Origin of the sequence: Craterilacuibacter sp. RT1T (assembly GCF_023502145.1) — a bacterium.
GTDB lineage: Bacteria > Pseudomonadota > Gammaproteobacteria > Burkholderiales > Chromobacteriaceae > Craterilacuibacter.
The window spans coordinates 137,079-162,455 of sequence record NZ_JAMFLI010000005.1; the positions used below are offsets into that span (position 1 = coordinate 137,079).

Here is a 25,377-nt window from a genome sequence, read left to right on the forward strand (position 1 = left end):
CTGAAAATTCATGGTTTTTAATACGGGAAAACCCCTGCTTTATTTTCAGTTTTGTGACGTTAAATTTAAATTTAGCGACCAAAATAAGAGCATAAACAATATTGAAAATACCAACCAACAGCATAATGTCGGACAAAAGTGTGATTCATATCCCGGAAAAAACGCCCGCTTCCCGTGAGGCCGTACGCGGCTTCGCCGACCAGGCCTTTGCCCGCGCGGCGGGCGCACCGCTGATTGCCGGCAATCACGCCCACCTGCTGTACGACAGCGCCGAAAATTTTCCGGCATGGGAAGCGGCGATTGCCGCTGCGCAGGAAAGCATCCTGATCGAGATGTATATGTTCAGCAATGACGACTTCGGCCGTCATCTATGCGCCCTGCTCGCCGAGCGGGCGCGCAGCAAGGTGCGCGTACTGTTGCTGCTGGACTGGTTCGGCTGCTGGCAGGAAATTTTGTCCGGCTTTTTCAAGCCGCTGCTCGCGGCCGGCGCCGAAATCCGCTACTACAATCCGCCCAGCCTGTCCGCCGGGCTCGCGCTTTTGGGGCGCAACCACCGCAAGCAAATCATCGTCGACCAGGAGCAGGTCTTTGTCGCCGGCCTGTGCGCCAGCGCGCGCTGGGAGGGCGACAGCAAAGCCGGCATCGCGCCGTGGCGCGACACCGGCGTCCAACTGACCGGCCCGGTACTACAGGACGCCATTGCGGCCTTTGCCGATAGCTGGGCCAGTTGCGGCAGCCCGCTGGCACTGGCGCCACACACCGCTCCCTCCCCCATACCCGGCGATGTCGCGGCGCGCCTGATTGCCACCACCCCCAGCAGCGCCAACATGATGCGGCTGGATCTGATGATTGCCGCCTTCGCCCGCGAAACGCTATGGATTACCGATGCCTATTTCATGGGCACCGGTACCTATCTCACCGCCTTGAAAAATGCGGCTCGCGACGGGGTCGATGTGCGCTTGCTGGTGCCGCGCGCCAGCGATATTGCCTGGATCGCAACCGTGTCGCGTACCCAGTACCGCCCCCTACTGGAAGCCGGCGTGCGCGTGTTCGAATGGAACGGCTCGATGATCCATGCCAAAACCGCCGTGGCCGATGGACGCTGGGCGCGCATCGGTTCATCCAATCTCAATGTGTCCAGCTGGCTGGCCAATCGGGAACTGGATGTCTCCATCGAGGACGAAACGCTGGCGGGCGAGTTGGCCGAGCGCTTTTACCGTGATCTGGATAATGCGACCGAAGTCATCCTGCAAGGCCAGCGCCGCCGCCCGGCCCTGTCACGCCCACGCCTGCCCTATCACCCCCCCCTGCTCAGCGCAGGCGCCAATGCCGCCCGTGCCCGCGCCACCGCCCGTGCGGCAGCCAGACAAGCGGCACGCATCGGCGACACCATCGAAGCCGTGGTGCGCGGCACGCGCGAAGTCGAGCGCAGCGAAGCTTCCGCGCTGTTAAGCATAGGCTGCACCCTCTTGCTGCTGGCGCTGGCCATCGCCTTTTTCCCATGGCTGATCGCCGCGCCGCTGGTGCTGCTACTGGGCACAGGCAGCGCGGCACTGATCCTGAAGGCGTGGCAGCTGCGTAAGAGGGGATAGGGCGTGGGGGTCTGGGGTCTGGGGTCTGGGGTCTGGGGTCTGGGGTCTGGGGTCTGGGAGCCGGGATCTGGGAGCCGACGCCGTTACTCCCTACTCCCTACTCCCTACTCCCTACTCTCCACTCCCTCCCCCTGCCTCTTTACAAAAAATTCAATGTGGATATAATGCGCGCCGAACAGGGTATTCGAAGGTGGGCTGCTATCAGCCTGCCCTAAGCCGGCAGACGTGAGGATGGACCCCATCCAGTGCGGACCGCGGTGCAAAGCACCCAAATGACCCGGCGCCCAGGTGCCGGAATTTGATGTGAATCGCGCCTCAAGGCCAGCCACGGCGTGCGCTACTTCTCTGTACCGCACAGCAACTGCGCCCTAACGCGCACCGAGTGACATCTTTGGCCTCGCCAAAGGCCGCAAGGCGTTACAGGTGCCCGGCCCCGACCCTGTGTCATGACAGGGCACGACCCTATCCCACGCTTGCGCCCTTTTGACGGTGCCCTTGATGTCCGAGTTTCAACAAGGACTCAGGCATGCGTTTTCGTTTTCCCATCGTCATCATCGACGAAGATTTTCGTACTGAAAATACCAGCGGCTCCGGTATCCGCGAGCTGGCCAGCGCCATTGAAAGCCAGGGCATCGAAGTGGTGGGCTACACCAGCTATGGCGACCTGACTGCCTTTGCACAGCAGCAAAGCCGCGCTGCCGGTTTTATCCTGTCTATCGATGACGAGGAATTCCACACCCAGGACAGCACCGATACCGCGCTGGGCAAGCTGTATGGCTTTATCGCCGAACTGCGCCGCCGCAACCCCGATATTCCGGTTTATCTCTATGGCGAGACGCGTACCGCGCGCCATATCCCGAACGATATCCTGCGCGAGCTGCATGGCTTTATTCACATGCACGAGGACACGCCGGACTTCGTGGCACGCCACATCATCCGCGAAACCAAGTCCTACCTCGACAGTCTGGCACCACCGTTTTTCCGTGCGCTGGTCGACTACGCCAACGATGGCTCCTATTCCTGGCACTGCCCGGGCCACTCCGGTGGCGTCGCCTTTTTGAAGAGCCCGGTCGGCCAGATGTTCCACCAGTTCTTCGGCGAAAACATGCTGCGCGCCGACGTGTGCAATGCCGTGGATGAGCTGGGCCAGTTGCTGGACCATACTGGCCCGGTAGCGGCCTCCGAGCGCAACGCCGCGCGCATCTTCAGCGCCGACCATCTGTTTTTTGTCACCAACGGTACCTCGACCAGCAACAAGATCGTGTGGCATAGCACGGTTGCCGCCGGCGACATCGTACTGGTGGACCGCAACTGCCATAAGTCCAATCTGCACGCGATCATTATGACCGGCGCCATTCCGGTGTTCCTGATGCCGACGCGCAACCACTACGGCATTATCGGTCCGATCCCCAAGGCCGAGTTCTCGCTGGAAAACATCCGTCAAAAGATAATGGCCAATCCGTTTGCCCGCGCCGCGCTGGAAAAGAACCCGGGTGCCAAGCCACGCATTCTGACGCTAACCCAGTCCACCTACGACGGCATTCTGTACAACGTCGAGGAGATCAAGGGCCTGCTCGATGGCGAAGTCGACAGCCTGCACTTTGACGAAGCCTGGCTGCCGCACGCCAGCTTCCACGATTTTTATGGCGACTTCCACGCCATTGGCGATGACAGGCCGCGCTGCAAGGAGTCGATGATTTTCTCCACCCAGTCCACCCACAAGCTGCTGGCAGGCATCTCGCAGGCCTCGCAGATTCTGGTGCAGGACCCGATCAACCGCAAACTGGATGTGTCCCTGTTCAACGAGGCGTATCTGATGCATACCTCGACCAGCCCGCAGTACGCGATTATCGCCAGCTGCGATGTGGCGGCGGCGATGATGGAGCAGCCGGGCGGCAAGGCGCTGGTGGAAGAATCGCTGGTCGAGGCACTGGACTTCCGCCGCGCCATGCGCAAGGTGGATGAAGAGTACGGCCATGACTGGTGGTTCAAGGTGTGGGGGCCGCAAGCGCTGTCGGACGACGGCATCTGCGATCCGGCCGAATGGCAACTCAAGCCGGAAGACCGCTGGCACGGCTTTGCCGGCATTGAAGAAGGCTTCAACCTGCTCGACCCGATCAAGGCCACCATTCTCACCCCAGGGCTGGATGTAGACGGCAACCCGGACGAAATGGGCATACCGGCCGCCATCGTCACCAAGTATCTGACCGAACACGGTGTGGTGGTGGAAAAGACCGGCCTGTACAGTTTCTTCATCATGTTCACCATCGGCATTACCAAGGGCCGCTGGAACACGCTGATTTCGCTGTTGCAGCAGTTCAAGGACGACTACGACAAGAACCAGCCGATGTGGCGCATCATGCCGGAGTTTGTTGCCAAGTATCCGCAATACGAGCGTGTCGGCCTGCGCGATTTGTGCCAGAAGATTCACGAACTGTATGCGCGCCATAATATTGCGCGCCTGACGACCGAGATCTATCTGTCGGAAATGGAGCCTGCGATGCGTCCGGCCGATGCCTTCGCCAAGACTGCGCACCGCGAAATCGAGCGGGTACCGGTTAACGAACTGGAAGGCCGCATCACTGCCGGCCTGCTCACGCCTTACCCGCCGGGGATTCCGCTGCTGATTCCGGGCGAGCGCTTCAACCGCACCATTGTCGGCTATCTGAAGTTTGTACAGGACTTCAACCTCGAACTGCCGGGCTTTGAAACGGATGTGCACGGCCTGGTGGCGGTGGAAAAAGACGGCAAGCGGGTGTACTGCGTGGATTGCGTGAAATAGGGAGTGGGGAACCGGGAACCGGGAGTCGGTAACCGGGAGCCGGGAGCCGCAGGGTTCCCCGCCTTGGCCATACGACAAAGCCCCGCGATTCATCGCGGGGCTTTGTCACATCCGGCAAACCGGTATCAGGCTGGGTGATGCTGATACAGGCTGTCGATCAGATCACGGCAATGCTGGCTAATCACCTTGCGGCGCAGCTTAAGCGTCGGCGCCAGTTCACCCTTGTCCACACACCAGGGCTTCTCCAGCAGCGCGAATTTCTTCACATGCTCCCAATTGCCGAAATAGCGGTTGAAGCGTTTGACCTCGCGGTCGATCAGCGCCTGCACCTTGGGGTTGTGCGCCATTTCGGCATCGCTGGTATAGGCGATGCCCTGCTGCGCACACCACTCCTTGAGCTTGTCGAATAGCGGCACGATCAGTGCACCGGCAAACTTCTGCCCGTCGCCCACCACCATCACCTGATCGATAAAGGCCGATTCCTTGAGCTTGTTCTCGATCACCTGCGGCGCGATATATTTGCCGTTGGAGGTCTTGAACATTTCCTTCTTGCGGTCGGTAATGGTCAGCACGCCATCGGCCATCTTGCCGATGTCGCCGGTATGCAGCCAGCCATCGATAATGGTTTCTGCGGTCTGCTCGGCATCCTTGTAGTAACCGACCATCACATTGGGGCCACGCACCAGGATTTCGCCATCGTCGGCAATCTTCACTTCGACATGCGGCAGCGGTATGCCCACCGAGCCGATGCGCACCTTGGCGGGATCAAACAGGTTGGCCGAAATCACCGGCGAGCATTCGGTCATGCCATAGCCTTCGGCCACCATGATGCCGCAGGCCCACATCAGACGCGCCAAACGCGGTTGCAGCGCGGCCGAACCGACATTAATCCATTTGAGTTCGCCACCCAGCGCCGTGCGCCACTTGCTGAAGATCAACTTGTCGGCCAGCGCGAACTGCGCCTTTTGCCACAGGCCCATCTTGGCATTGGGGTCGAAATTTTCGGCCATATCCAGCGCCCACAGATACAGCTTTTTCTTGTTGCCAGACAGCTCGGAGGCCTTGCCCGCCAGCTTTTCATACAGCTTTTCCAGCACGCGCGGCACGGCACTGAAGGTGTGCGGATGCACTTCCTGCAGCGCATTGGACAGCTGCTCGACACCGGCAAAATAAATGCCGGTACTGGAAGACATATAGTAGTAAACCCCGGTACGCTCGAAAATATGCGATAGCGGCAAAAAGGACAGGGCGCGCAACTGGCCTTGCGGCAAGCCGGTATGTTCGGCCGTTGCCGTTGCGGTACTCACCACATTACGGTGCGACAGCATCACGCCCTTGGAGCGGCCGGTCGTACCCGAGGTGTAGATAATGGTAAACACCTCGTCGGCGCGGATGCTGTCACGCAAGGCGGCGAGCATGATATCGTCACCATCGGCCCCCAGCGCTTCGACTTCGCGCCACGAAGGCACGCCTTCGATATCGGCAAAGGAATAGATAGGACAGCTCAGTTTGCCCAGCGCATCATGTACCTTGCGCTGCATGGCGGCCGTGCCGGCAAAGGCCATTTTGACCCCGGCATGCATCAGGATATAGGTTGCATCTTCGACGGTAATCGTCGGGTACAGCGGCACGCTGATGGCGCCGATCTGCTGCAAGGCCAGATCGACCAGCACCCATTCGGTCGAGTTGTCGGCCACGATGGCGACACGGTCGCCACGGTTGATGCCCAGTTTGATAAAGCCATGGCTGACGCGGTTGACGGTTTCTACAACTTCAGGCGTCGAAAGGGTATGCCACTGCTTGCCTTTGCGTGTGCTCAGGCAATCGTGGCGTGGTTGCGTTTCTAGCTGGTGATACAGAAAGTCAAATGCACGTTCAAGCTTCATCGCTTTATGTGGACCGAAATCGAAAGAGCGCACCTTATCCCCAATCGGCGAAGGTGTAAAGTATTGAACTTAGACGGCTTTGTCCGATATCAAACTGGAATTGGCAAAGACCCTGCAATAAAACAATAGCAATCAGTCTCCAATTTACCGCATGCCACATGCTCGTGTTTCTTAACATGTTCATACGTTTTACTTAAAAATCCGAGGCTTAAGATGAAGTTTTCTACTCGCGCCATCCATGCTGGCTATCAGGCAAAAGCCCATCAGGGCGCCGTGATGCCGCCTATTTATCAAACCTCGGTGTTTGCCTTCGAACAGATCGGCGCCGACATGGAATTTTCCTATGCCCGCTCCGGCACACCGACCCGCGCGGCGCTGGAAGGCTGCTTTGCCAGCCTGGAAAATGCCCGCCACGGCATGGCTTTTGCCAGCGGCATGGCGGCCATCGATGGGGTATTGCGTGCCTTTTTGCAGCCGGGCGATGAGGTCATCGCGGTGGCCGATCTGTATGGCGGCGCCTGGCGCTTATTGTCCAAGGTCATGGCGCCCCTGGGGATCAAGGTCAGCTTTGTCGACTTGACCGACCCGGCCAATCTGGAAGCGGCCATCCATCCTGCGGTCAAGCTGGTATGGCTGGAGTCGCCCACCAACCCGCTGTTGAATCTGGTCGATATTGCTGCGCTGTCGGCGATTGCCCACGCCCATGGCGCGCATGTCGCCATCGACAACACCTTTGCCACGCCTTATTTGCAGAATCCGCTCGATCTGGGCGCCGATATTGTGGTGCACTCGGCCACCAAATATCTGGGCGGGCACTCCGATGTATTGCTGGGTCTGGTTGCGCTGAACGACGATGCGTTGCAACAGAAGATCCGCTTTATCCAGAATTCGGCCGGCAATGTGCCCGGGCCACAGGACTGCTTCCTGGTGCTACGCGGCATCAAGACGCTGGCGCTCAGAATGGAGCGTCATTGCGACAATGCCGAAAAGGTCGCCGCTTTTCTGCTCGGGCATCCGGCCATTGAAAAGGTGTTCTTCCCCGGCCTCGCCGACCATCCGCAACATGCGCTGGCCAAGACACAGATGCGCCGTTTCGGCGGCATTATTTCGATCTATCTAAAGGATGACACGCGCGAAGCCGCCAACCGCGTCGCCACCCGCCTGCAATTGTTCGCGCTGGCCGAGTCGCTGGGCGGGGTCGAGTCGCTGGTTAACCATAGCTGGACCATGTCACACGGCTCGCTACCCCCTGAACAAAAGCGCGCGCTGGGACTGCGCGAAGGCGGCTTGCGTCTCTCTATCGGGATAGAAGATATCGACGATATTCTGGCCGATCTGGCACAGGCGCTCGCCTGATTTCCCGCACATCGATTGCGGCGCCGCCCAGACTGGCTCATAGAAATGACGGTCATGTCGCGGCGCTGGCTATCGATGTCCGGGAAACGAAAGACAAACAACTGTTTTAAAACGGATAATTGTCTCCAAACATTGGAGAACAAACATGACAATCATACTAAGCGTCGTATTGATTTATTTCTTTGCGCTACCGATTATCGGCGGTGCCTTTTCCCTGGTCAGCGGCATGCTCAAACCGCGCTTTCGCCGCCCCCAGGAAGAAGTGCAACGCAACTCGCCATTCAATCCGTTTTACCAGCAGTCGCCATTCAACCTGGGCTGAACACCAGCAGATCACGCTCAAGGGCAAGGCGTAAGCCTTGCCCTTGAGCGTTTTGCATTAGAGCGCGCGCGTCACCTTATCCACCAGCACCATCAGATGCTGGTAATCGAGACCCGAGTGTTCAGACAGGCCGATTTCGCAGGTCGCACTATTGGCATAGCCGCCGCTGCAATGCGCCACCTGCGGGCGCAAGTCTTTCAGCGCCGAGGCATTCAACTCGGGGAAGGTAAAGCCTTTATCACCGGCAAAACCACAGCAGGTGACCCCACCGGGCACGGTCACCCGATTCGCACAACGCCGTGCCAGCGCTTCCAGCATCCCCGCCTGACCGCTTTTACGCATCGAACACACCACATGCAGCGCCACATCCTCATCGACCGGGCTGAACTGCAGATAGTCGGCAGCCACTTCATGCACAAAGCGCGTCACGTCGTAAATCTGTAGCGGCGTATCCTGCAAGCCCTCCAACAGCGCCACCGTACAGACCCCGTTGTCGACAATCACCGGCCAGCGGCCATTGTCACTGGCCAGCAATAGCGCCGCCTCCACTTCCATGCGTTTGGCTTGGGCGGCATCCATCGCGCCTTTGGAGTGAAAAGGCGTGCCGCAACACAGATTGCCCAGATCCGCCGGATAGAGCAGCGCATAACCGGCTTTTTCCAGCACCGATGCGACCACCTGGTTGACCGGGCGCGCATCCGGCGCGGCGCTTGAGGGCACAAAGGTTCGCGTCAGGCAGGATGACAGATACACCACTTTACGCACACTATCCGCCTTGCCCGGCAGCGCGGAAAAACGCCCGGCACCACGCGGAAAATGGCGTGACCAGTGCGGCACGCGCGCGCCCAATACGCGGCGCAAACCCTGCATCAAGGCTGCCGTACCGCCCTCGCCCGCCACCCGCTCAAAGCCGGCCAAGAGGCGCAAACCGGTGCGGGCCGCACTGCTCGCGAGGCCGTAATGCCGTGCCAGCGTCGCGGCCCCCTTGCGCGCGCGCTCGCCGAGTGCCGCCTCGCGCAGCCCCAGCGTAAGCGCTCCGGTATTGATGCCGACCGGACACGCCGTTTCACACAGACCGCAGGCGACACAGGTTTGCTCGCCGGCATAGACATAAGCCGCTTCCATCTGCTGCAAGGCGGCAGGCTCGGTGCCGCTGGCAAGGAGCGCCGCGATTTCACGCCGAGCCACAATGCGCTGGCGCGGCGTCAGCGTCAGTGCGCGGCTGGGGCATTGCGCCTCGCAAAAACCGCACTCGATACATTTATCGATAATGGGGTTGGCCGCCGGCATGGGCTTGAGATGCTTGACGTGCAGCAACTTGTCCTGCGACAGGATCACATCGGGGTTGAGCATGCCCTCAGGGTCGAACAGCAGCTTGATTTCCTGCATCACGCGGTAGGCATCCGCCCCCCACTCCAGCTCGACAAAGGGTGCCATATTGCGCCCGGTGCCATGCTCGGCCTTGACCGCGCCCTCGTACTCGACCGCCACCAGCTGGCACACGTCTTCCAGAAAAGCCTGATAGCGCCCGATTTCGGCCGCGCCGGAAAAATCAGGGGTAAACACGAAGTGCAGATTGCCCTCCAGCGCATGGCCGAAAATGATGGCCTCGTGATAGCCGTGGCACTGGAACAAGGCCTGCAGCTTAAGCGTCCCCTGAGCCAGATGCTCGATCGGAAACACCACATCCTCGATAATCACCGTCGTTCCGCTGGCGCGCATCGCCCCGACGCTGGGGAACATGCCCTTGCGGATATTCCATAGCCGGGTCGTTTCGGCGGCATCGCTACTAAACACCAGCGGCGACAAGGCCGTAAACGGGGCAAGAAAATCGCTGATGGCCGCGCTCTGGCGCTGCAAATCCGCCGCGGACTCGGCGCGGGTTTCAATCAGAATGGCCGCCGCGCTATCGGGCAGACTGCGTATCAGAGCCGGTACGCCGGCCTTGTCTTGCACCGAGCGCAGACTCGCCCTATCCAGCAGTTCGGCTGCCGCCACCTGATCCTTATGCTGTGCCAGCAGCGCGATAGCCTGACAGGCCGTGCCGATGTCGGGATAAAACACCAGCGCCGATGCCTTGTGCGCCCAGTCGGGCACGGTGTGATACACCACCTCGGACACAAAGGCCAGCGTGCCTTCGCTGCCCACCATCAGATGCAGCAAGATGGCCAGCGGATCGGTGTAGTCCACCAGCGCATTCAGGCTATAGCCGGTGGTGTTTTTCATCTTGTACTTGCGCCGGATGCGTTCCGCGAGCGTCTCGTCCTCCTGCACGCGCTGCGCCAAAGCTGACAAGGCCGACAGCAAGCCGGCATGGCTCTGGCGAAATGCCGCCACACTGGCCTCGTCCGCGGTATCGAGCAAGGTGCCATCCGCCAGAATCAGGCGCAGGCTGCGCACGGTGCGGTAACTGTTCTGCGCGGTGCCGCAGCACATCCCGCTGGCGTTGTTATTGACGATGCCGCCTATCATTGCCGCATTCAGCGTCGCCGGGTCCGGGCCTATCTTGCGCCCGTAAGGCAAGAGAGCGGCATTGGCCGCCGCCCCCAGTACCCCCGGCTGCAAACGGATGGCTGCACCCTCTTCCAGCACCTCCAGGCGGTTCCACGCATCGCCGGCCACCAACAAAATCGAATCGCTGACCGCCTGCCCCGACAAGGACGTGCCCGCCGCGCGAAAAGTCACCGGCAAAGCCAGCGCCGCCGCCTCGGCCAGCAACAGCCTGACTTCATCCTCATTATGCGTTTTCACCACCACCTTGGGTCTTAGCTGGTAGCAGGAAGCATCGGTGCCATACGTCAGCGTGGACAAGGGATCGGTATAGATGCGCCGGCTGTCGATACGGCCGCTAATACGCCGGACAAAGCTTTGGTAGGCGGCAGGCAACATGCAATGGCTCCAGGATTCAGGTCATCAATAGGACAAAGTTTGCCACAGTCCGCGCGCTTACCCCATGCGGGGATGCCCCTATTCATGACTATGGATTATCCTGACATGAAAACCATAAGCGGGAGTACACACATGCTGATGCACAAAGACAAGGCCACCTTGCTGGTGGTCGATATACAAGAAAAACTCATCCCCGCCATTGCCGGCGCGCAAAACCTGATCGCGCGCGCGCGCTGGCTGATCGCCGCCGCCCATGATTGTGCCCTGCCGGTGGTGTTTTCCGAGCAGTATCCGCAAGGTCTGGGCCACACCCTGCCCGAACTGCTGGCGGCGGCCCCCGCCGCCCAAGTGGTAGAGAAACTGCACTTCTCCTGCGTCAGCGCAGGCTGCCTGCCGCGCAGCCTGCTGGAACGCGAACAGGTCATCGTGTGCGGCATGGAAACCCATGTCTGCGTGTTACAAACGGTATTGGGGCTGCTGCAATTGGGTAAACAGGTATTTGTCGTCGCCGATGTCGTCGGCAGCCGCAGCGACCGCGATAAGGAATTGGGACTGCAAAGAATGCAGGGCGCCGGTGCCGTGCTGGTCAGCCGCGAGATGGTGCTGTTCGAGATGCTGGAAAAATCGGGCAGCGAACAGTTCAAGGCAATGAGCAAGAAGTATCTGGTCGGTGAGCAGCCATGAGACAAGCCCCCTAAGAGCGTGTTCACGATCTCGCGAGCGAGGGCGAGACAAGGCGAAAACGGCTGAGAAAGCGGAATGTACAGGTGGTACATGAGCATTTCGAAGCTGTTTTTAACGCCGTATCGCCGATGCGCAGCAGATCGTGAACAGGTTCTAAAGCAAAACTTGCCGTAGGGGGCTAATCGATAGACGCATGCAGCTCAGGCAAAGCCAGCCGGCCTACCAGCGATCCTGACGGTACTCGCGGCGGATTTCGCGCCTTGCTTCGCGCTTTTCCTTCTTTACATCGACGTAGGCACGCGTCTTGGCCTGGCGCACCTCGCGGATACCATTACGGATCGCACGGCGTTTTTCCCACGGCGTATCCGCCTGATAATAGTCGCGTGCCGCCTCGCGCCGCTCGGCGATCACTTCGCGCGCACCCTCGCGCTTGGCTTTTCCTACTTCATAAATCCCCTCACGGATCTCGCTTTTTACACCCCAGCTGCTGGCAAAGGCGCTTGAGCAGGCAAGACCCAGCAGTAGCGTCATCAATACTTTTTTCATGTCGCATGTCCTTGTTGTCCATTGGCGGCAGGCCGCCTTGCAATGGACCAACTATGAACTCGAACACTACCTAAAGTAAGCGATTGTGCATTTGTTCACATGCACTTAGCCACACGACTTCGCCTATCACCGCCAGCCCAAACGCCTCTAAACCAGCCCCCCATCCACCAGCCGGATCTGCCGGTCGCAGGTGTCCGCTAGCCGCGCGTCGTGGGTAACCAGGAGAAAGGTGACGCCGTCTTCGCGGTTGATTTCGCGCATCAGCGCAAAGGCGTCGGCAGCGGTCTGGGTGTCGAGGTTGCCGGTGGGTTCATCGGCCAGCACCAGACGCGGGCGCGCCATCAGCGCGCGTACGATGGCGACGCGCTGCTGCTGGCCGCCGGACAGTTGCACCGGCATTTTATAGCTGTGTTCAGCTAGGCCGACCCGCTCCAGCAGCTAGATGGCTACGCCCGTAAAGGCACACTCAGCACAAAAAAGGGTGCCCGATCCGGGCACCCCTGCTACCTGCCAGCCAAGCTCAATCGAGCACGGCCAGGCGGGCGGTACGGAAGTAAATAAAGCGGTCGTACGACAGCGGGAGCGTATTCGCGTACAAGTACATCCCCACCGACCAGTTGTAAGGGTAGATCGCTGCAGCCTGCGCGGTGGCCATTGGCTGGTCAAATAGCACCTGACCGTTGACCGTGATCTTCAGGAAACCACGGCCGCCTTGTGCTGCCGTGCGCTCATCAAGATAGGTCTCAATCCGCACATCCTGCTCGGCGTTCGGATCGATATTGCCGACCTGCGTAATACGCTTGCCGCCCTGCGATGGATCAACGCGCTCGTCGAAGCTCAGCTGAACTTTACCCGGATTGTTCGGGTCGGTATCCACAGCCATCAATAGTACGGGGCCAAAGCCCTGCGTCTTGACCTGCCAGACAGTCGCCGGAGACTCGCCGACCGGCGCCATATGCCACGGCAGACCAGAACGACGACCGCCCAAACGGAACTGCAGCTGCCACTCATAGTGCTTACGGGTCGAGAACTGGAACGCATTGACCTGCGTGCGCAGCTTCTCCTCCACGATGCCATCGCCCGACACCACACCAATTGCGGTGAAGTCGCCGTCCTTGAACACGCGATCCTTGACGCCTTCGTTGGTCAGACTGTGCCCCATCACGTTCTGTGATGACTGAGTCTGCGGGTTCCATACGTTAATGGTCACGATGTCCGAGCGGCCGATTTCCGGATTAAAGAACGGTACGCTACCGCTAAAGTCGTGCGTGATTTTGCTCGCACCCAAATCAACCGGTACTTGAGTATTGCCGATGGTCGCCTTGTACGGTGCGTAAGCCACATAGGCACTGCCGCTTAGCGGTGGCGGGATAATCTCGCCACCACCATCGCCACCATCACCGCCATCACCACCGCTGTCATCGCCAAGATCGATCAGGCGGGCAGTACGGAAGTAAATAAAGCGGTCGTACGACAGCGGGAGCGTATTCGCGTACAAGTACATCCCCACCGACCAGTTGTAAGGGTAAATCGCTGCAGCCTGCGCGGTAGCCATTGGCTGGTCGAATAGCACCTGACCGTTGACCGTGATCTTCAGGAAACCACGGCCGCCTTGTGCTGCCGTGCGCTCATCAAGATAGGTCTCAATCCGCACATCCTGCTCGGCGTTCGGATCGATATTGCCGACCTGCGTGATACGCTTGCCACCCTGCGATGGATCGACGCGCTCATCGAAGCTCAGCTGAACTTTACCCGGATTGTTCGGGTCGGTATCCACCGCCATCAACAGCGCGGGACCAAAGCCCTGCGTCTTGACCTGCCAGACAGTCGCCGGAGACTCGCCGACCGGCGCCATATGCCACGGCAGACCGGAACGACGACCACCCAAGCGGAACTGCAGCTGCCACTCATAGTGCTTACGGGTCGAGAACTGGAACGCATTGACCTGCGTGCGCAGCTTCTCCTCCACGATACCATCACCCGCCACCACACCTATTGCGGTGAAGTCGCCGTCCTTGAACACGCGATCCTTGACGCCTTCGTTGGTCAGACTGTGCCCCATCACGTTCTGTGCCGACTGAGTCTGCGGGTTCCATACGTTAATGGTCACAATGTCCGAACGGCCGATTTCCGGGTTAAAGAACGGTACGCTACCGCCAAAGTCGTGCGTGATTTTGCTCGCACCCAAATCAACCGGCACTTGACTATTGCCGACGGTCGCCAGATATGGCGCATGTGCAACGTAGGCATCACCGCTAGGTGGCACTAGCCCACCTTCACCGGAGTCACCGCCGGAGTCCCCGCCGGAGTCCCCGCCGCCGCTGGATTCAAGCTTCATCAGGCGGGCGGTCTTGAAGTACGCAAAGCGGTCGCCCTTGCGCGCCAGCGTATTCATACCAATAGCCCAACCATATGGCTGGTACGCACCCGCTTGCACGGTTGGCCCTTGCTGCTCATGCACTACGCGGCCGTTGACACTGATCCGAAGAAAGCCTTGGCCGCCCTGCTCGGCAGTCCGCTCATCGAGGAAAGCTTCAATACGTACATCATGTTCTGCCGCAGGATCCAGCCCCCCTGCATCCACGATACGCTTGGCATTTTGGGCCGGATCAATGCGCGCATCGAAATTCAGGCTCAGGCGATTGCCATTATTCCGGTCAGTATCAACCCCCATGATCAGCGAGGGCGCGAAGCCTGCGCTCTGTAAGCGCCACAAGACAGCCGGTGCTTCGCCTGGGCGGCTCAGCTTCCATGGCTGCGACAAGCTGCTGCCGGCCAGACGGAATTTCAGTTGCCATTCGAAGTGGTTGCGCGTTGGGATCTGGAAGGCATTGACTTGGGTATACTGGGTGCCGTCGACTAGACCATCCTGTCTGCGTACACCGATCGCAGTGTAACCATCCTTCTTGAAGACATAGCGTGGAACCCCGGCATCCGTCAGGCTATGCCCAACCACGTTCTGCTGGCTGTTGGTCTGCGGATTCCAGGCGTTAACGGTCAAGATGTCAGAGCGGCCAATCTGCTGGTTATAAAACGGAACATTGCCGCTGAAATCGTGGGTAATTTTTTCCGCACCAAGGTCGATAGGTACACTGTTTTCCCCGATCGTCGGTGCGTAAGGTGCCGTCGCAACGAACACCGCGCGCGAGGTACTGGCAGAGCGCATCATACGAGCCGTAGATACCTCCCCTTGCGACGCCATCGCGTCTTCTCCCTCGCTGGCCGCACTGGTTCCGCCACCGATACAAGCGGTAAGCACGACCCCAAGCAGCGCTGGAAGGATAAGTTTCAATTTATTCATCAAAGCACCAACAAAAATCCACAAAAAATTAATGCCCTCCACCGGCCATAGAGAAATCAGCTAGGTGAAAAGCAAGCAGGCACGCACTATCCTACAAACATGGATGCCTGTAAATTATTGATTTGATTGATATTTTTATATTAAACGCTTAATAAGCGACTTTCCACGGGCTGGATAGCACGCCAGTCAAGGCGGCAAAACATCAGCATGCAAAATGGCCGAATTTATTCAACGCAAAGGGAATTGTGATCGGAACGTTAAAAACCAATAGGCATTTAACATTCCGAGAAAGAAGTCACTACAGAGGTAGAGAAACTCAGCGCAGCAGGATGCCATCCACCAGCCGGATCTGCCGGTCGCAGGTGTCCGCCAGCCGCGCGTCGTGGGTGACCAGGAGAAAGGTGACGCCGTCTTCGCGGTTGATTTCGCGCATCAGCGCAAAGGCGTCGGCAGCGGTCTGGGTGTCGAGGTTGCCGGTGGGTTCATCGGCCAGCACCAGACGCGGGCGCGCCATCAGCGCGCGTACGATGGCGACGCGCTGCTGCTGGCCGCCGGACAGTTGCACCGGCATTTTATAGCTGTGTTCAGCCAGGCCGACACGCTCCAGCAGCATGGCGGCTCTGGCCTTGTCATCCGGCCCTACCCGGCCCTTGCCGGCAAACACCGGCATCATGACATTCTCCAAGGCGGAAAACGCCGGCAGCAGATGATGGAACTGGAAGATAAAACCAAGGTAAAGATTGCGTAACCGGGTACGCGCGGCATCACTCAGCCCCACTGCCGTTTCGCCGGCGATCAACAGTTCGCCTGAACTTGGCTGTTCCAAGAGGCCCATGATATTGAGCAAAGTAGACTTGCCCGAACCGGACGGGCCAGTCAGCGCGGAAAACTCGCCCTCGACAAGGGCCAGATTAATGCCGTGCAGCACCTCGACCAGCGGTGCCCTGCCGCCGCCATAGCTGCGGCGAATGTCTTTCAGTTGTAAGACCTCAGCCACGGATCGCCTCCACCGGGTCCAGCATCGCAGCGCGCCGCGCCGGAGCCCACGCCGCCAGCACGCCGGCCAGGGTTGCGATGACGGCGGTAATGATAAACAGCGATGGCGTCACCACCACCGGAAACAGCGGTGTGCCATCGCTATTGAGCGCCAGCCGGGTAAAGCCCTTGGCCAGCAAGGCGCCCAGTGCCGAGCCGCCGAGCGAACCGACCAGCCCGTAAATGGCGCCCTGCAGCAAAAACACGGCGCGAATGCGGCTGGCCGGCGTACCCATGGCGCGCAAAATGCCGATTTCGCGCTGCTTTTGTACCACCGACACCACCAGCACACTGGCAATGCCCAGTGCCACCGCCAGCGTCACGAACACCTTGATCATATTGCTGGAGGCGCTCTGGCTTCTCAGTGCGGTCACCAGCTGGGTATTGGTTTCCTGCCAGCTGTCGGCATCCAGACCGGTACGGGCAGAGGCCACATCGGCAATGGTGTTGGCCTGAAACAGATCGAAAGTCTTGATATAGATTTCGCTGACGTCACGCCGGTAGCCCAAGAGCGATTGCGCACCCCGCAGCGGCAGCAGCACCCAGCGCCGCGACAAGTCTTTCAGGCCGAAGTCCAGTACCGCCGTCACCAGAAAACTGTCGGCCGTGCCGGTAGCGGCCACCAGGCGCAAGCGGTCGCCCGGCTTGAGTCCCAGCTCGCGCGCAAGCTCCGAGCCTATCATCACCGAGCCTGCATCCAGGCGCAGCCGGCCGGCCTTAAGCTTGCTCTCCAGTGCGACAATCTTGAGGTAGTCCTCCAGCTCCACCCCCATCAGCACCACCGATTTTTTCACCCCGCCCTTGAGCGCAAAGCCCGGGCCGCTGGCCATCACTGCTGCGGCTTCCACCTCGGGCAAGGTGCGCACCGCCGCGAGCGAGCCGGCCCAGTTTTCTATGGTGTTTTCGCGCTGGGTGCGCGTTTCGACCGCGCTCATCACCTCGCCCTCGGGTAGCGAAAGCAGGCGCCGGTTCACGTCTTCGCGCGGCTTGAGTACGATATGCGCCTGAGTCGACAGCGTCTTGTCGATGATATTGCCCTGCAGGCCGTTGACGATGGCGGTGATATACACCACCACCGCTACGCCTATGGTGACGCCTGCCAAAATCAGCACCGTCTGGAAGCGCCCTTCCCGCATCAGGCGCCAGGCCACCGTCCAGATAAAGGCCATCAGCCTTGCTCCTTCGCGCGTACCTTCTCGCCAGCCTGTAGCTGCGGCGCGCCGGGCAAGACCACCAGATCCCCGGCTTGCAGGCCGCTTTTCACCTCGGCCATGCCATCGGCCACCATGCCGGTCACCACCGCGGCCTGCTCAGCCTTGCCATCGGCCACACGCCACACCCAAGACTTGCCGGCGCGCTCGCTCACGGCGGCCGCCGGGATGGTTAACGCACTTGCCCGTTCTCCGACCACGATCTCGGCCGACACGGTCATATTGTGTGTCAGAAAAGGCGGCAGGCTGACCGGCTGCAAAATCGCTTCCAGCGTGCCGCGCTCCAGATCCACCTGCGGCGCAATGCGCGAAAGATGCGCATCAAACGGCGCATCCGGATAAGCATCGGCCGCCACGCGCGCGCGCTGCCCGGGTTTCAGGCTGGCCAGATAACGCTCATCCACATCCAGCCGGATCTCGGTCTTGCCGGCGGCGGCAAAACTCAGCACCGGCTTGCCGGCACTGACCACATCACCCACCTCGACTTCACGTGCGATCAGCCGCCCGGCGGCCGGAGCACGTATCAGCAATTGCGCAATCCGGGCTTCAGACGCGGCCAGTTGCCCTTGCGCGACCGTCAGGCGCGCACGCGCCAGCCTGACCTTTTTGTCTTCGGCGTCCAGCGCCGCGCGGCTGATAAAGCCCTGTGCCAGCAGGCTTTGCTGACGGCCAAACTGGCGTACGGCTTCGGCCAGCGTGGCATCGGCCTCCCTGACATTACCCTGCGCCTGCGCCAGTTGCGCCTGCGCCTCGTCCGACTCCAGCACCAGCAACACACTGCCCGCCGCCACCGCCGCACCCTCGGCGACCGGCGTAGCCTGCACGCGTGCGGTCAGGGTGGCACCCAGCCGGCTTTCCTCGGCACTGCTGACATGGCCGGTGGTGACGATGGTTTGCGTCAGCGGATGGGGTTCAAGCCTGAGTACGGCAACTTCAGGCCCATACAGCAGACGCGGCAGCCACCACCAGGCCACCCCGAGGGCGATCAGCACGACAACAAACAAAAAACGGAAGCGTGGCAACATGGCGATCCATATGCGCTTAGAATGATGACTTCTTTTTACCACAGAGCACGGATCCACACTGCCATGAGTCGCGCGACCTTTACCGAGAATCTTGCCTCTTTGCCCGAAGTGAGCCATCTGGCCGGGTTGAACTTGCTGGATAGCACAGGCCATACCGTTGCCACCTTGCTCAACCAACCGGGCACTGCCGGCTCGGTACGGGTCTACGCGGCACTGGCCGCACGCTTTGGCGTACTGAATAGCGAAGCGGCACAAGCCGGTATTGCGCTCTATGCCGAACACGGCACCGATGCTGCAGCCAACCCCGGCAAACACCCGAATATCGACCGCCTGTTTGCCGTAGTGCAAGGCAAACAAGGCCCGCTGGATGTGATGCTGCTGCCAATCACACCCACCGCCCCATAAGCAAAAAGCCGCCCACCGTTCAAAGGTGGGCGGCTTGAGCCTGAAGCCGCAAGCGATGCGGCTTGTTCACTTACATAAAGAAGGCGTAGTTCAGCGACAGCGCGGTCAGCAGCGCCCCGCCCATCGGCACACTGGTACGCTTGATGATTTCAAATGGCGAAATCTTGGCAATGCCGGCACAGGCAATCACCACCGCCGCAATCGGCGACACCGAACGGCCGATACTGGAGGCCAGCTGCATAGGCAGCAACATGGTCACCGCAGGCACGCCGAACTTGGTCGCCACTTCCGGCGCCAGCGTAGCGAAGCTGAGGAAGGAAGCGTTACCCGAGCCCATCACCACAGCGGCACCCATAATCAGCGCCACCAGCACCAGCGTCATAAATCCGCTACCCAGACCGGCGCCATCCGCCGAGTGCAACAGGGCGGAAATCGCGCCAATGGCCTTGAGCGATTCGGCAAACAGCTCGGCGCAGACAATCAGCGCCACCACCGGGCCGAACACTTTGCCCATGCCATCCAGGAAGCTGGACAAGCCGGCAAACGATGTGCGGATGGAGCGGGTACGCACCAGTTCACACGCCATACCGATAAACACGGTCAGCAGCATGCTGACTTCCACGCTGACCTTGATGTCGTTAATCACCAGCTTGGAGAAGATCATCATCAGCGCAAACGGAATCACCGGCAACAGCGCATACCAGGAAGGGGCCTGAATGGCATCGCTACCCTGCTCGTCCAGTTCTGCATGTTCACCACGGTGCTCCTGCGGATCGTAACCGGCTTTGCGGTCGCAATGGCGCTGCCAGAAGAAGTGCAGCAGCGTGGTCACGATCAGCATCGGCACAATCAGCCAGATCTGGTAGTCGACAAAGTAGGTGGTCGGATCCAGCAGGGACTGGCCGGCAGCGAAGATCGCATTGGCCTGGGTGGGCCCGATCTCGAATGCCTGCGTGGTCACGATCACGCCACAGGCCGAAGCCGGGCTGATACCCAGATTGCGCATAATCGGATACATGGTCACCATCAGCAGCAAGCCCAGACCGGTGGCCGAACTGACGAATAGCGACACGAATACGCCGACCAGATAGCAGATGACCAGCATCAGATAGCTGGACTTGATATTCGCCACCGGCTTGACCGCGACCTTCACCAGCGCCTGCGAAGCACCGATATGCGACATATAAGTCGCAAAACCGGCGACCGCCATAATGGTCAGGCCCAGACCGGCCGCACGCTTGGAGAAGATGCCGTTAAAGACCTCGAACAGGTCAAACAGGGCAAAACCGGTGCTTTTATCCGCGGCCAGGATGGGGTGTATCCCCATCCAGTAAGCCACGGCAAAGATGGCCATACCGGCCAGCGCCAGCACTGCCTGCGGGTTGTAGTCCTTGATGATGGCGTAGATCACCAGACCCAGCACGAGGAGTACAAACAGTAATTCCACCAGTGGCTCCCTAAATAATCAGAATTTAATAAAATACTGATTATAAAGGTTTGCGGCCAATCAATACAGGCTTAAGCCGCAGCCGCGCCTCTGGCCTCGCCTCACGCCACCTTGGGTTGCGCCAGCGCATAGACGCGCAAGGGCGGCTCGCCTTCATACAGCGCCGCATAATGGGTAAAACTCAGACCCAGTTTTTCCAGCAGGGCTTTTGATGCGAGGTTGGCATCATCGGTGATGCCCAGCACGCGCGGCAAGCCCAGCACCTCGAAAGCATGGTCGCGACAGGCGCGCGCGGCTTCATAACCATAACCTTGCCCGGCATAAGCCGGCAGCAGGGCAAAACCGATATCCGGTGCCGGCAACACATCGCGCCGGACCAGACCGCAAATGCCGATTGCCGTATCGTCCTTTTTCAAAGCTACGCGCCATAGGCCATAGCCATGCAAGGCATAGCTCGCCGCCGGCCCTTCGGCCAGATAGCGCAAGGCGTCGTCTACGCTACGCACTTTTTTGTCCCCGATATGCTGCAAAAAAGTCGGGCTATTCAATAATTCGACCAAAAAGCCGGCATCGCTCGCGCCAAGCTCGGTCAGTCGCAAATGGGGGGTTTCCAGCAGGAACATGGCTTTACTCTCAAAATGGAAAAGCACCAATGCAAACGCCGCCCGAAGGCGGCGCGAGCAAGGGCAACAAGCTTATTTGTAACGCGGTGGCAGCAACAGTGCCGGCACTTCGCGCTTGGCGTGCGGCTTGCGGTCGTTGCGTCCGGCAATACGCGGCGAATCCGGCTGGCCGGCGTAGTCGGCCTCGTCAAACACCTCCTGACGCGGCGGATGAACCAGACGCACCAGCTTGCGCGCGGTGAACTCGGTACGGTCGCTGCTGCGGTCGTTGCGGTCCGCGCGTTCGTGACGCTCGCTGCGGCGCACCACTTCCTTGCGCTCGGGACGCTGGCCGGCACGGGCTTCGGCCGGACGGCTTTCCTGCGGCTTGCGTTCCAGCGGACGACGCTCGGGCGCACGCGGCGCATCGGTATGATGGGCCGCTGGCTTGGCCAGGGTTTGCGCCTGCAGCCACGAAGGCTGGAAGCCCTCCACCGTCTTGGGGGTAAACTTCTGCCGCGTCAGCTTCTCGATGCCTTCAAGCTGGCGCTCTTCGCCCTGCGCCATAAAGGTGATGGCGACACCGCTGGCGCCGGCACGGCCGGTACGGCCGATACGGTGTACATAATCCTCCGGCGCATTCGGCATCTCGTAGTTGACCACATAAGGCAACTCGTTGATGTCCAGACCGCGTGCCGCCACATCCGTCGCCACCAGTACCTTGACTTCGCCGGCCTTGAACTGGTTCAGCGTTTCCTGGCGTGCGCTTTGCGCCTTGTCGCCATGAATGGCTTCGGCGGCATGACCGTCACGCTTCAAATCACGCGCCAGCTGATCGGCCGAAATCTTGGTACGGCAGAACACGATAGCCTGCCCCATCTGGCGCTCGCGAATCAGATAGGACAGCAGATGGCGCTTGCGGTAGCTGTCGACCTGATACACCAGCTGCTCGACGTCTTCATTGGTCGAGTTCTGGCGCGCCACCTCAATGGTCTGCGGGCTCTTCATAAAGTCGGCAGCCAGGCGCTTGATCTCGGGCGAGAAGGTGGCCGAGAACAACATGGTCTGGCGCTCTTTGGGCAATAGCGCGAGGATCTTGCGGATATCCTGGATAAAGCCCATGTCCAGCATGCGGTCGGCTTCGTCCAGCACCAGCACGTCGACGCGGTTCAGCATCACCGTTTTCTGGCCGACATGGTCCAGCAGGCGACCCGGCGTCGCGATCAGGATTTCCACGCCACGACGCAACTCGGCGACTTGCGGGTCCATATTGATGCCGCCGTAAACCGTCGTGGTACGCAGCGGCAGATACTTGGTATACAGGCGCGCATTCTCGCCCACTTGGTCGGCCAACTCGCGTGTCGGCGTCAGAATCAGCGCGCGCACCGGGTGCATGGCTGGCGACGCACTGGAGCTGGCGAATTTTTTCAGGCGCTCCAGCAAGGGCAACACAAAAGCGGCAGTCTTGCCGGTACCGGTCTGGGCGGCAGCCATCAGGTCACATCCGCTCATTACCAGCGGAATGGCCTTGGCCTGAATCGGCGTGGGCTCGGTATAGCCCAGCTCGTCGATGGCCCTCTGGATTTCCGGCGAGAGGCCAAGCTCGGCAAATGTCATGTTCAGCTCCGGCAGCCCCGCCCATGGCAAGGCCGCAATGAATAATCAGAAAACAGCAACGCCGCTCCCTATGGGGCGGCGTCAGTCAGCGGGACATCCCGCTTTCGCGTCAGGCAAACAAGCCGGCAATAGTCAGCAGCAGCAACAAGGCCAGCCACAGCAATACGGCACGCCAGATCAAGCCCACCGCGCTTTTCAGATACTGCGGATCGGCTTCGTCTCCGGTGCCCAATTCCGGGCGGATCTTCAGCAAATAGTCCTGTCTGAGCGGATCGCCCAGACGCACACCGATGGCACCGGCGGCAGAAGCAAGCAAAATGCCTGCCGTATAGTTGCCCCAGGTGCGAGCTTGCGAGCGCCAGCAGTAAATCGCATCTTCGAAATTGCCCATCACGGCAAAGCTGGCCGCCGCCAGACGCGCCGGCAGCCAGTCCAGCCACAGGCCAAAACGGGCGGCAAAACGGCCGAACGGATCTTCATCGAAATTGCGCTCGCCCCACTTCTGGGTCAGCATCGCCGAGAGCCGGTACAGCAAGGCACCGCTAGGGCCCGGCAACAGCACAAACCAGAACATGGTGCCGAACACATGGCGGTAACTGTCGAGTACGCCCTGCTCTATCGCCAGGCGCGACACCTCATTCACCGACATATCCGAGGTCGGCTGACCTATCCAGCCGGACAAAGCCAGCCGGGCATCGTGGTCGCGCCCTTCGGACAAGGCCAGCGAAATCTCGGAAAACGCACTGGAAAAATGGCGAAAGCCCATGGTCAGATACAGCACCAGCACATTCCACGCCAGCGCCAGCGCCGGGTTCAGCGCATACAGGCCATAGTAGATCGCCAGCGACAACAGCACCGGCGGCAAAATCGCCACCAGCCAGGCAACGACGCCATGGCGTTCGGAGCCGGCATTGAAATTGCGCTCGAGGTGGTTGGCATAGCGGATAAACAGCAGCCACACCCTGTTTCGGTTACCCAAGGGCCGGATCTGCTCCAGAGCCAGCGCAGCAATCAAGGAAAGCAGAATCATGAGTTCAAGGCGAGTGGTTGAGGGTTCTAGACGCGACTAGAAGATACCACAAAGCGGCAGCGCCGTGGCATGCGAGGCAGATTCAGGCCGAACCCAAAGAGCGCGAGCCGGACAAGGTGGCAGGCACCATGCCTTTGCGGCCATAGCCTTCGGCCTGACGCACCGCGCTGGACAAGGTATCCAGCAGCGCCTCGGCCATCAGGCCGCGTTCGCCAGCCAGTGTGGCATTCATGTCGTTGTAGACGCGGGCACGGGCAAGTTCGCCCTCCAGCGCAAGCCAGGCCGAGCGGGCAGACTCATCGTGCGCGAGCCAGCCATTGAGTGCCTCGGGTGTATCCAGAGCGGCAGCGCGCTGCATGGATAAACGCGGTGCGGCCAAGGCTGCCAGTTCGCTCAGCGACGCTTCTTTTTGCATCGCCAGCCGCTGCAAGGCATGGCCATCCAGCGCCAGCAAGGCGCGCTGTTCTTCGGCCAGCAAGGCCGACAACTGCTGCATCAGCGATAGTTCGGCCTGACAACTGGCAACAAATTCGGGGCTATTCATCATCGTTGGTTTAGGCACGGCCCAGCAATTCGCGCGCCGAGCTGATCAGACTGTCGGCAATCGCTTCGGGCTTGACCTGATACTGGCCGGAGGCAATCGCATGACGGATCGCATCCACCTTGGCCGCATCAAATGCCGGCTCGGATTGCGCGGCTTTTTCCGCAGCCTGCATACGGCTGGCCAGCGGATTGATGGCGACATTTTCGCCTGCGGCCTGAGTCTTGGCCTCAGGTGCCCCGGCATCGCGCTTAAGCGCGCGCGGCTGGCTCGCGTAAGCGGCCAGCGCCTTGCTTGAGGAGTCGATTTTCATACTGCATCCTTGCTACTACGGGCTATGGGTTCAATATCGGCAGCTTGCGCCATTTCTTGAAGCTTTTTTACTGCATTTCCACGCGTACACTGCCATCGGCTTCGGCGATGCCGCTCACCACCCGGCCACCAGGCATACGCACCCTGACCGGCTCGCCGGCGGCGGCATTATTATTGGCCACACCTTCGGCCGAGACCCTGAGCCCGTCCTGGCTCACCATGGCACGCACCGTCTGGCGCATCCGCACCACAAAAGGCGCACGCAAGGCGGTCACCCGGATCACCGCCCCCGGCGGAATCTGGGTACGCGCCGCACGTCCGACAAGTTGGCGGCTATCGCTGACACCTTGTCGCGCCAATGCCGGGTTGGCCACCGCCGCCAGACGGATATCACCGATACCCACCGTTTGCCCGGCAGCAATCAGGCTGGCCGCCACATACACGCTGGCTACACCGCGCGCCTTTAGCGGCAGGGCAATGCTCCAGCCCAAGACCGGGCAGCGCACCGCCACCGATTCGGCCGGCACGCCGGCAGGCCAGGCAACGGCCAGATCGGGGCAGGCCGGCAGAAACAGGCGCGCATCCGGCGGCGAAACATCACGCACCGGGCCACGCCCGCTGGCGCTTTGCTGGTCGACAAAACGCTGCGCCTCAAGCTGCAGCCGCGCCAGATCCTGACCGCCATTAGCCCACGCCGGCGCTACACCCAGCAAAAAAAGAATTGTCGCAAAAATACGTCGAAACATGGCGCCATTGTACCTGCAACAACCGATAAGCCGACAAACGTTTGACCT

At 60.2% G+C, this 25,377-nt stretch carries 21 protein-coding genes; 6 read left to right on the plus strand and 15 right to left on the minus strand.

Going from position 1 to position 25,377, the window contains the following annotated elements; genetic code table 11:
• Window positions 1–125: 125 nt before the first annotated feature.
• Together M3P88_RS09910 and M3P88_RS09915 are read left to right on the plus strand one after the other, a co-directional pair.
• Window positions 126–1,592: a phospholipase D-like domain-containing protein gene (locus M3P88_RS09910; RefSeq protein WP_249615886.1), complete on the plus strand. Its 1,467-nt coding sequence runs from the start codon at window positions 126–128 to the stop codon at window positions 1,590–1,592.
• Window positions 1,593–2,118: 526 nt separating this feature from the next.
• Window positions 2,119–4,374 (plus strand): arginine/lysine/ornithine decarboxylase, encoded by a 2,256-nt coding sequence (locus tag M3P88_RS09915; RefSeq protein WP_249615887.1) that lies wholly within the window; start codon window positions 2,119–2,121, stop codon window positions 4,372–4,374.
• Between the two features lie 125 nt (window positions 4,375–4,499).
• On the opposite strand, the gene M3P88_RS09920 is transcribed toward M3P88_RS09915, so the two are convergent.
• Window positions 4,500–6,260, minus strand: coding sequence for an AMP-dependent synthetase/ligase (locus tag M3P88_RS09920; RefSeq protein ID WP_249615888.1), 1,761 nt, complete (start codon window positions 6,258–6,260; stop codon window positions 4,500–4,502).
• 213 nt (window positions 6,261–6,473) lie between these two features.
• Here M3P88_RS09920 and M3P88_RS09925 point away from each other — a divergent pair, with 213 nt between their 5' ends.
• Window positions 6,474–7,616: a trans-sulfuration enzyme family protein gene (locus M3P88_RS09925; protein ID WP_249615889.1), complete on the plus strand. Its 1,143-nt coding sequence runs from the start codon at window positions 6,474–6,476 to the stop codon at window positions 7,614–7,616.
• Window positions 7,617–7,761: 145 nt separating this feature from the next.
• A complete protein-coding gene (locus M3P88_RS09930; RefSeq protein ID WP_249615890.1) occupies window positions 7,762–7,938 on the plus strand; it encodes a hypothetical protein in 177 nt (58 codons plus the stop codon).
• 57 nt (window positions 7,939–7,995) lie between these two features.
• On the opposite strand, the gene M3P88_RS09935 is transcribed toward M3P88_RS09930, so the two are convergent.
• On the minus strand, window positions 7,996–10,827 hold the full coding sequence (locus M3P88_RS09935; protein ID WP_249615891.1) for an FAD-binding and (Fe-S)-binding domain-containing protein: 2,832 nt from the start codon (window positions 10,825–10,827) through the stop codon (window positions 7,996–7,998).
• A gap of 132 nt (window positions 10,828–10,959) precedes the next feature.
• Between M3P88_RS09935 and M3P88_RS09940 the strand changes: the two genes are divergently transcribed.
• Window positions 10,960–11,511: a hydrolase gene (locus M3P88_RS09940; protein ID WP_249615892.1), complete on the plus strand. Its 552-nt coding sequence runs from the start codon at window positions 10,960–10,962 to the stop codon at window positions 11,509–11,511.
• A gap of 219 nt (window positions 11,512–11,730) precedes the next feature.
• On the opposite strand, the gene M3P88_RS09945 is transcribed toward M3P88_RS09940, so the two are convergent.
• The 6 genes from M3P88_RS09945 to M3P88_RS09970 all read right to left on the minus strand — a co-directional run bounded on the left by M3P88_RS09945 (window position 11,731) and on the right by M3P88_RS09970 (window position 18,629).
• Entirely contained in the window at window positions 11,731–12,057 is a 327-nt protein-coding gene (locus M3P88_RS09945) for a hypothetical protein (RefSeq protein WP_249615893.1), read from the minus strand.
• A gap of 147 nt (window positions 12,058–12,204) precedes the next feature.
• Window positions 12,205–12,495 carry an ATP-binding cassette domain-containing protein gene (locus M3P88_RS09950; protein ID WP_349629054.1) on the minus strand — a complete coding sequence of 97 codons (291 nt, stop codon included), beginning with the start codon at window positions 12,493–12,495 and terminating at the stop codon, window positions 12,205–12,207.
• Window positions 12,496–12,577: 82 nt separating this feature from the next.
• Window positions 12,578–15,358, minus strand: coding sequence for a hypothetical protein (locus M3P88_RS09955; protein ID WP_249615895.1), 2,781 nt, complete (start codon window positions 15,356–15,358; stop codon window positions 12,578–12,580).
• 316 nt (window positions 15,359–15,674) lie between these two features.
• Window positions 15,675–16,355 carry an ABC transporter ATP-binding protein gene (locus M3P88_RS09960; RefSeq protein WP_249615896.1) on the minus strand — a complete coding sequence of 227 codons (681 nt, stop codon included), beginning with the start codon at window positions 16,353–16,355 and terminating at the stop codon, window positions 15,675–15,677.
• On the minus strand, window positions 16,348–17,562 hold the full coding sequence (locus M3P88_RS09965) for an ABC transporter permease (protein WP_249615897.1): 1,215 nt from the start codon (window positions 17,560–17,562) through the stop codon (window positions 16,348–16,350). Before M3P88_RS09965 ends, M3P88_RS09960 begins: the two co-directional genes overlap by 8 nt.
• Window positions 17,562–18,629: an efflux RND transporter periplasmic adaptor subunit gene (locus tag M3P88_RS09970; protein WP_249615898.1), complete on the minus strand. Its 1,068-nt coding sequence runs from the start codon at window positions 18,627–18,629 to the stop codon at window positions 17,562–17,564. The genes M3P88_RS09965 and M3P88_RS09970 overlap by 1 nt, the downstream gene beginning before the upstream one ends.
• A 63-nt stretch (window positions 18,630–18,692) precedes the next feature.
• Here M3P88_RS09970 and M3P88_RS09975 point away from each other — a divergent pair, with 63 nt between their 5' ends.
• Window positions 18,693–19,034: a DUF2322 family protein gene (locus M3P88_RS09975; RefSeq protein ID WP_249615899.1), complete on the plus strand. Its 342-nt coding sequence runs from the start codon at window positions 18,693–18,695 to the stop codon at window positions 19,032–19,034.
• A gap of 70 nt (window positions 19,035–19,104) precedes the next feature.
• Here the strand turns inward: M3P88_RS09975 and dcuC are convergent, their stop codons facing one another.
• The 7 genes from dcuC to flgA all read right to left on the minus strand — a co-directional run bounded on the left by dcuC (window position 19,105) and on the right by flgA (window position 25,329).
• Window positions 19,105–20,481, minus strand: a complete 1,377-nt coding sequence (gene dcuC / locus M3P88_RS09980) for a C4-dicarboxylate transporter DcuC (protein WP_249615900.1) — start codon at window positions 20,479–20,481, stop codon at window positions 19,105–19,107.
• Window positions 20,482–20,582: 101 nt separating this feature from the next.
• The gene (locus M3P88_RS09985) at window positions 20,583–21,104 is read right to left on the minus strand and encodes a GNAT family N-acetyltransferase (protein WP_249615901.1); all 522 of its coding nucleotides are present in this window, start codon (window positions 21,102–21,104) and stop codon (window positions 20,583–20,585) included.
• Window positions 21,105–21,176: 72 nt separating this feature from the next.
• Window positions 21,177–22,700 carry a DEAD/DEAH box helicase gene (locus M3P88_RS09990; protein WP_249615902.1) on the minus strand — a complete coding sequence of 508 codons (1,524 nt, stop codon included), beginning with the start codon at window positions 22,698–22,700 and terminating at the stop codon, window positions 21,177–21,179.
• Between the two features lie 109 nt (window positions 22,701–22,809).
• Entirely contained in the window at window positions 22,810–23,730 is a 921-nt protein-coding gene (locus M3P88_RS09995) for a CobD/CbiB family protein (protein WP_160798287.1), read from the minus strand.
• 82 nt (window positions 23,731–23,812) lie between these two features.
• A complete protein-coding gene (locus tag M3P88_RS10000; RefSeq protein ID WP_249615903.1) occupies window positions 23,813–24,274 on the minus strand; it encodes a flagella synthesis protein FlgN in 462 nt (153 codons plus the stop codon).
• A 10-nt stretch (window positions 24,275–24,284) separates the two neighbouring features.
• A complete protein-coding gene (gene flgM, locus M3P88_RS10005; protein WP_249615904.1) occupies window positions 24,285–24,584 on the minus strand; it encodes a flagellar biosynthesis anti-sigma factor FlgM in 300 nt (99 codons plus the stop codon).
• Window positions 24,585–24,651: 67 nt separating this feature from the next.
• Window positions 24,652–25,329, minus strand: a complete 678-nt coding sequence (flgA, locus tag M3P88_RS10010; protein ID WP_249615905.1) for a flagellar basal body P-ring formation chaperone FlgA — start codon at window positions 25,327–25,329, stop codon at window positions 24,652–24,654.
• Window positions 25,330–25,377 lie beyond the last annotated feature (48 nt).

Bases quoted from the DNA above. Each gene is read 5' to 3' on its own strand.
- M3P88_RS09965 (WP_249615897.1), bottom strand. From the start codon at position 17,562: ATGGCCTTTATCTGGACGGTGGCCTGGCGCCTGATGCGGGAAGGGCGC.
- M3P88_RS09910 (WP_249615886.1), top strand. From the start codon at position 126: ATGTCGGACAAAAGTGTGATTCATATCCCGGAAAAAACGCCCGCTTCC.
- M3P88_RS09975 (WP_249615899.1), top strand. From the start codon at position 18,693: ATGAGTCGCGCGACCTTTACCGAGAATCTTGCCTCTTTGCCCGAAGTG.
- M3P88_RS09945 (WP_249615893.1), bottom strand. From the start codon at position 12,057: ATGAAAAAAGTATTGATGACGCTACTGCTGGGTCTTGCCTGCTCAAGC.
- M3P88_RS09990 (WP_249615902.1), bottom strand. From the start codon at position 22,700: ATGACATTTGCCGAGCTTGGCCTCTCGCCGGAAATCCAGAGGGCCATC.
- M3P88_RS10000 (WP_249615903.1), bottom strand. From the start codon at position 24,274: ATGAATAGCCCCGAATTTGTTGCCAGTTGTCAGGCCGAACTATCGCTG.
- M3P88_RS09970 (WP_249615898.1), bottom strand. From the start codon at position 18,629: ATGTTGCCACGCTTCCGTTTTTTGTTTGTTGTCGTGCTGATCGCCCTC.
- M3P88_RS09915 (WP_249615887.1), top strand. From the start codon at position 2,119: ATGCGTTTTCGTTTTCCCATCGTCATCATCGACGAAGATTTTCGTACT.
- M3P88_RS09985 (WP_249615901.1), bottom strand. From the start codon at position 21,104: ATGTTCCTGCTGGAAACCCCCCATTTGCGACTGACCGAGCTTGGCGCG.
- flgA (WP_249615905.1), bottom strand. From the start codon at position 25,329: ATGTTTCGACGTATTTTTGCGACAATTCTTTTTTTGCTGGGTGTAGCG.
- M3P88_RS09920 (WP_249615888.1), bottom strand. From the start codon at position 6,260: ATGAAGCTTGAACGTGCATTTGACTTTCTGTATCACCAGCTAGAAACG.
- flgM (WP_249615904.1), bottom strand. From the start codon at position 24,584: ATGAAAATCGACTCCTCAAGCAAGGCGCTGGCCGCTTACGCGAGCCAG.
- M3P88_RS09955 (WP_249615895.1), bottom strand. From the start codon at position 15,358: ATGAATAAATTGAAACTTATCCTTCCAGCGCTGCTTGGGGTCGTGCTT.
- M3P88_RS09940 (WP_249615892.1), top strand. From the start codon at position 10,960: ATGCTGATGCACAAAGACAAGGCCACCTTGCTGGTGGTCGATATACAA.
- M3P88_RS09935 (WP_249615891.1), bottom strand. From the start codon at position 10,827: ATGTTGCCTGCCGCCTACCAAAGCTTTGTCCGGCGTATTAGCGGCCGT.
- M3P88_RS09930 (WP_249615890.1), top strand. From the start codon at position 7,762: ATGACAATCATACTAAGCGTCGTATTGATTTATTTCTTTGCGCTACCG.
- M3P88_RS09995 (WP_160798287.1), bottom strand. From the start codon at position 23,730: ATGATTCTGCTTTCCTTGATTGCTGCGCTGGCTCTGGAGCAGATCCGG.
- M3P88_RS09925 (WP_249615889.1), top strand. From the start codon at position 6,474: ATGAAGTTTTCTACTCGCGCCATCCATGCTGGCTATCAGGCAAAAGCC.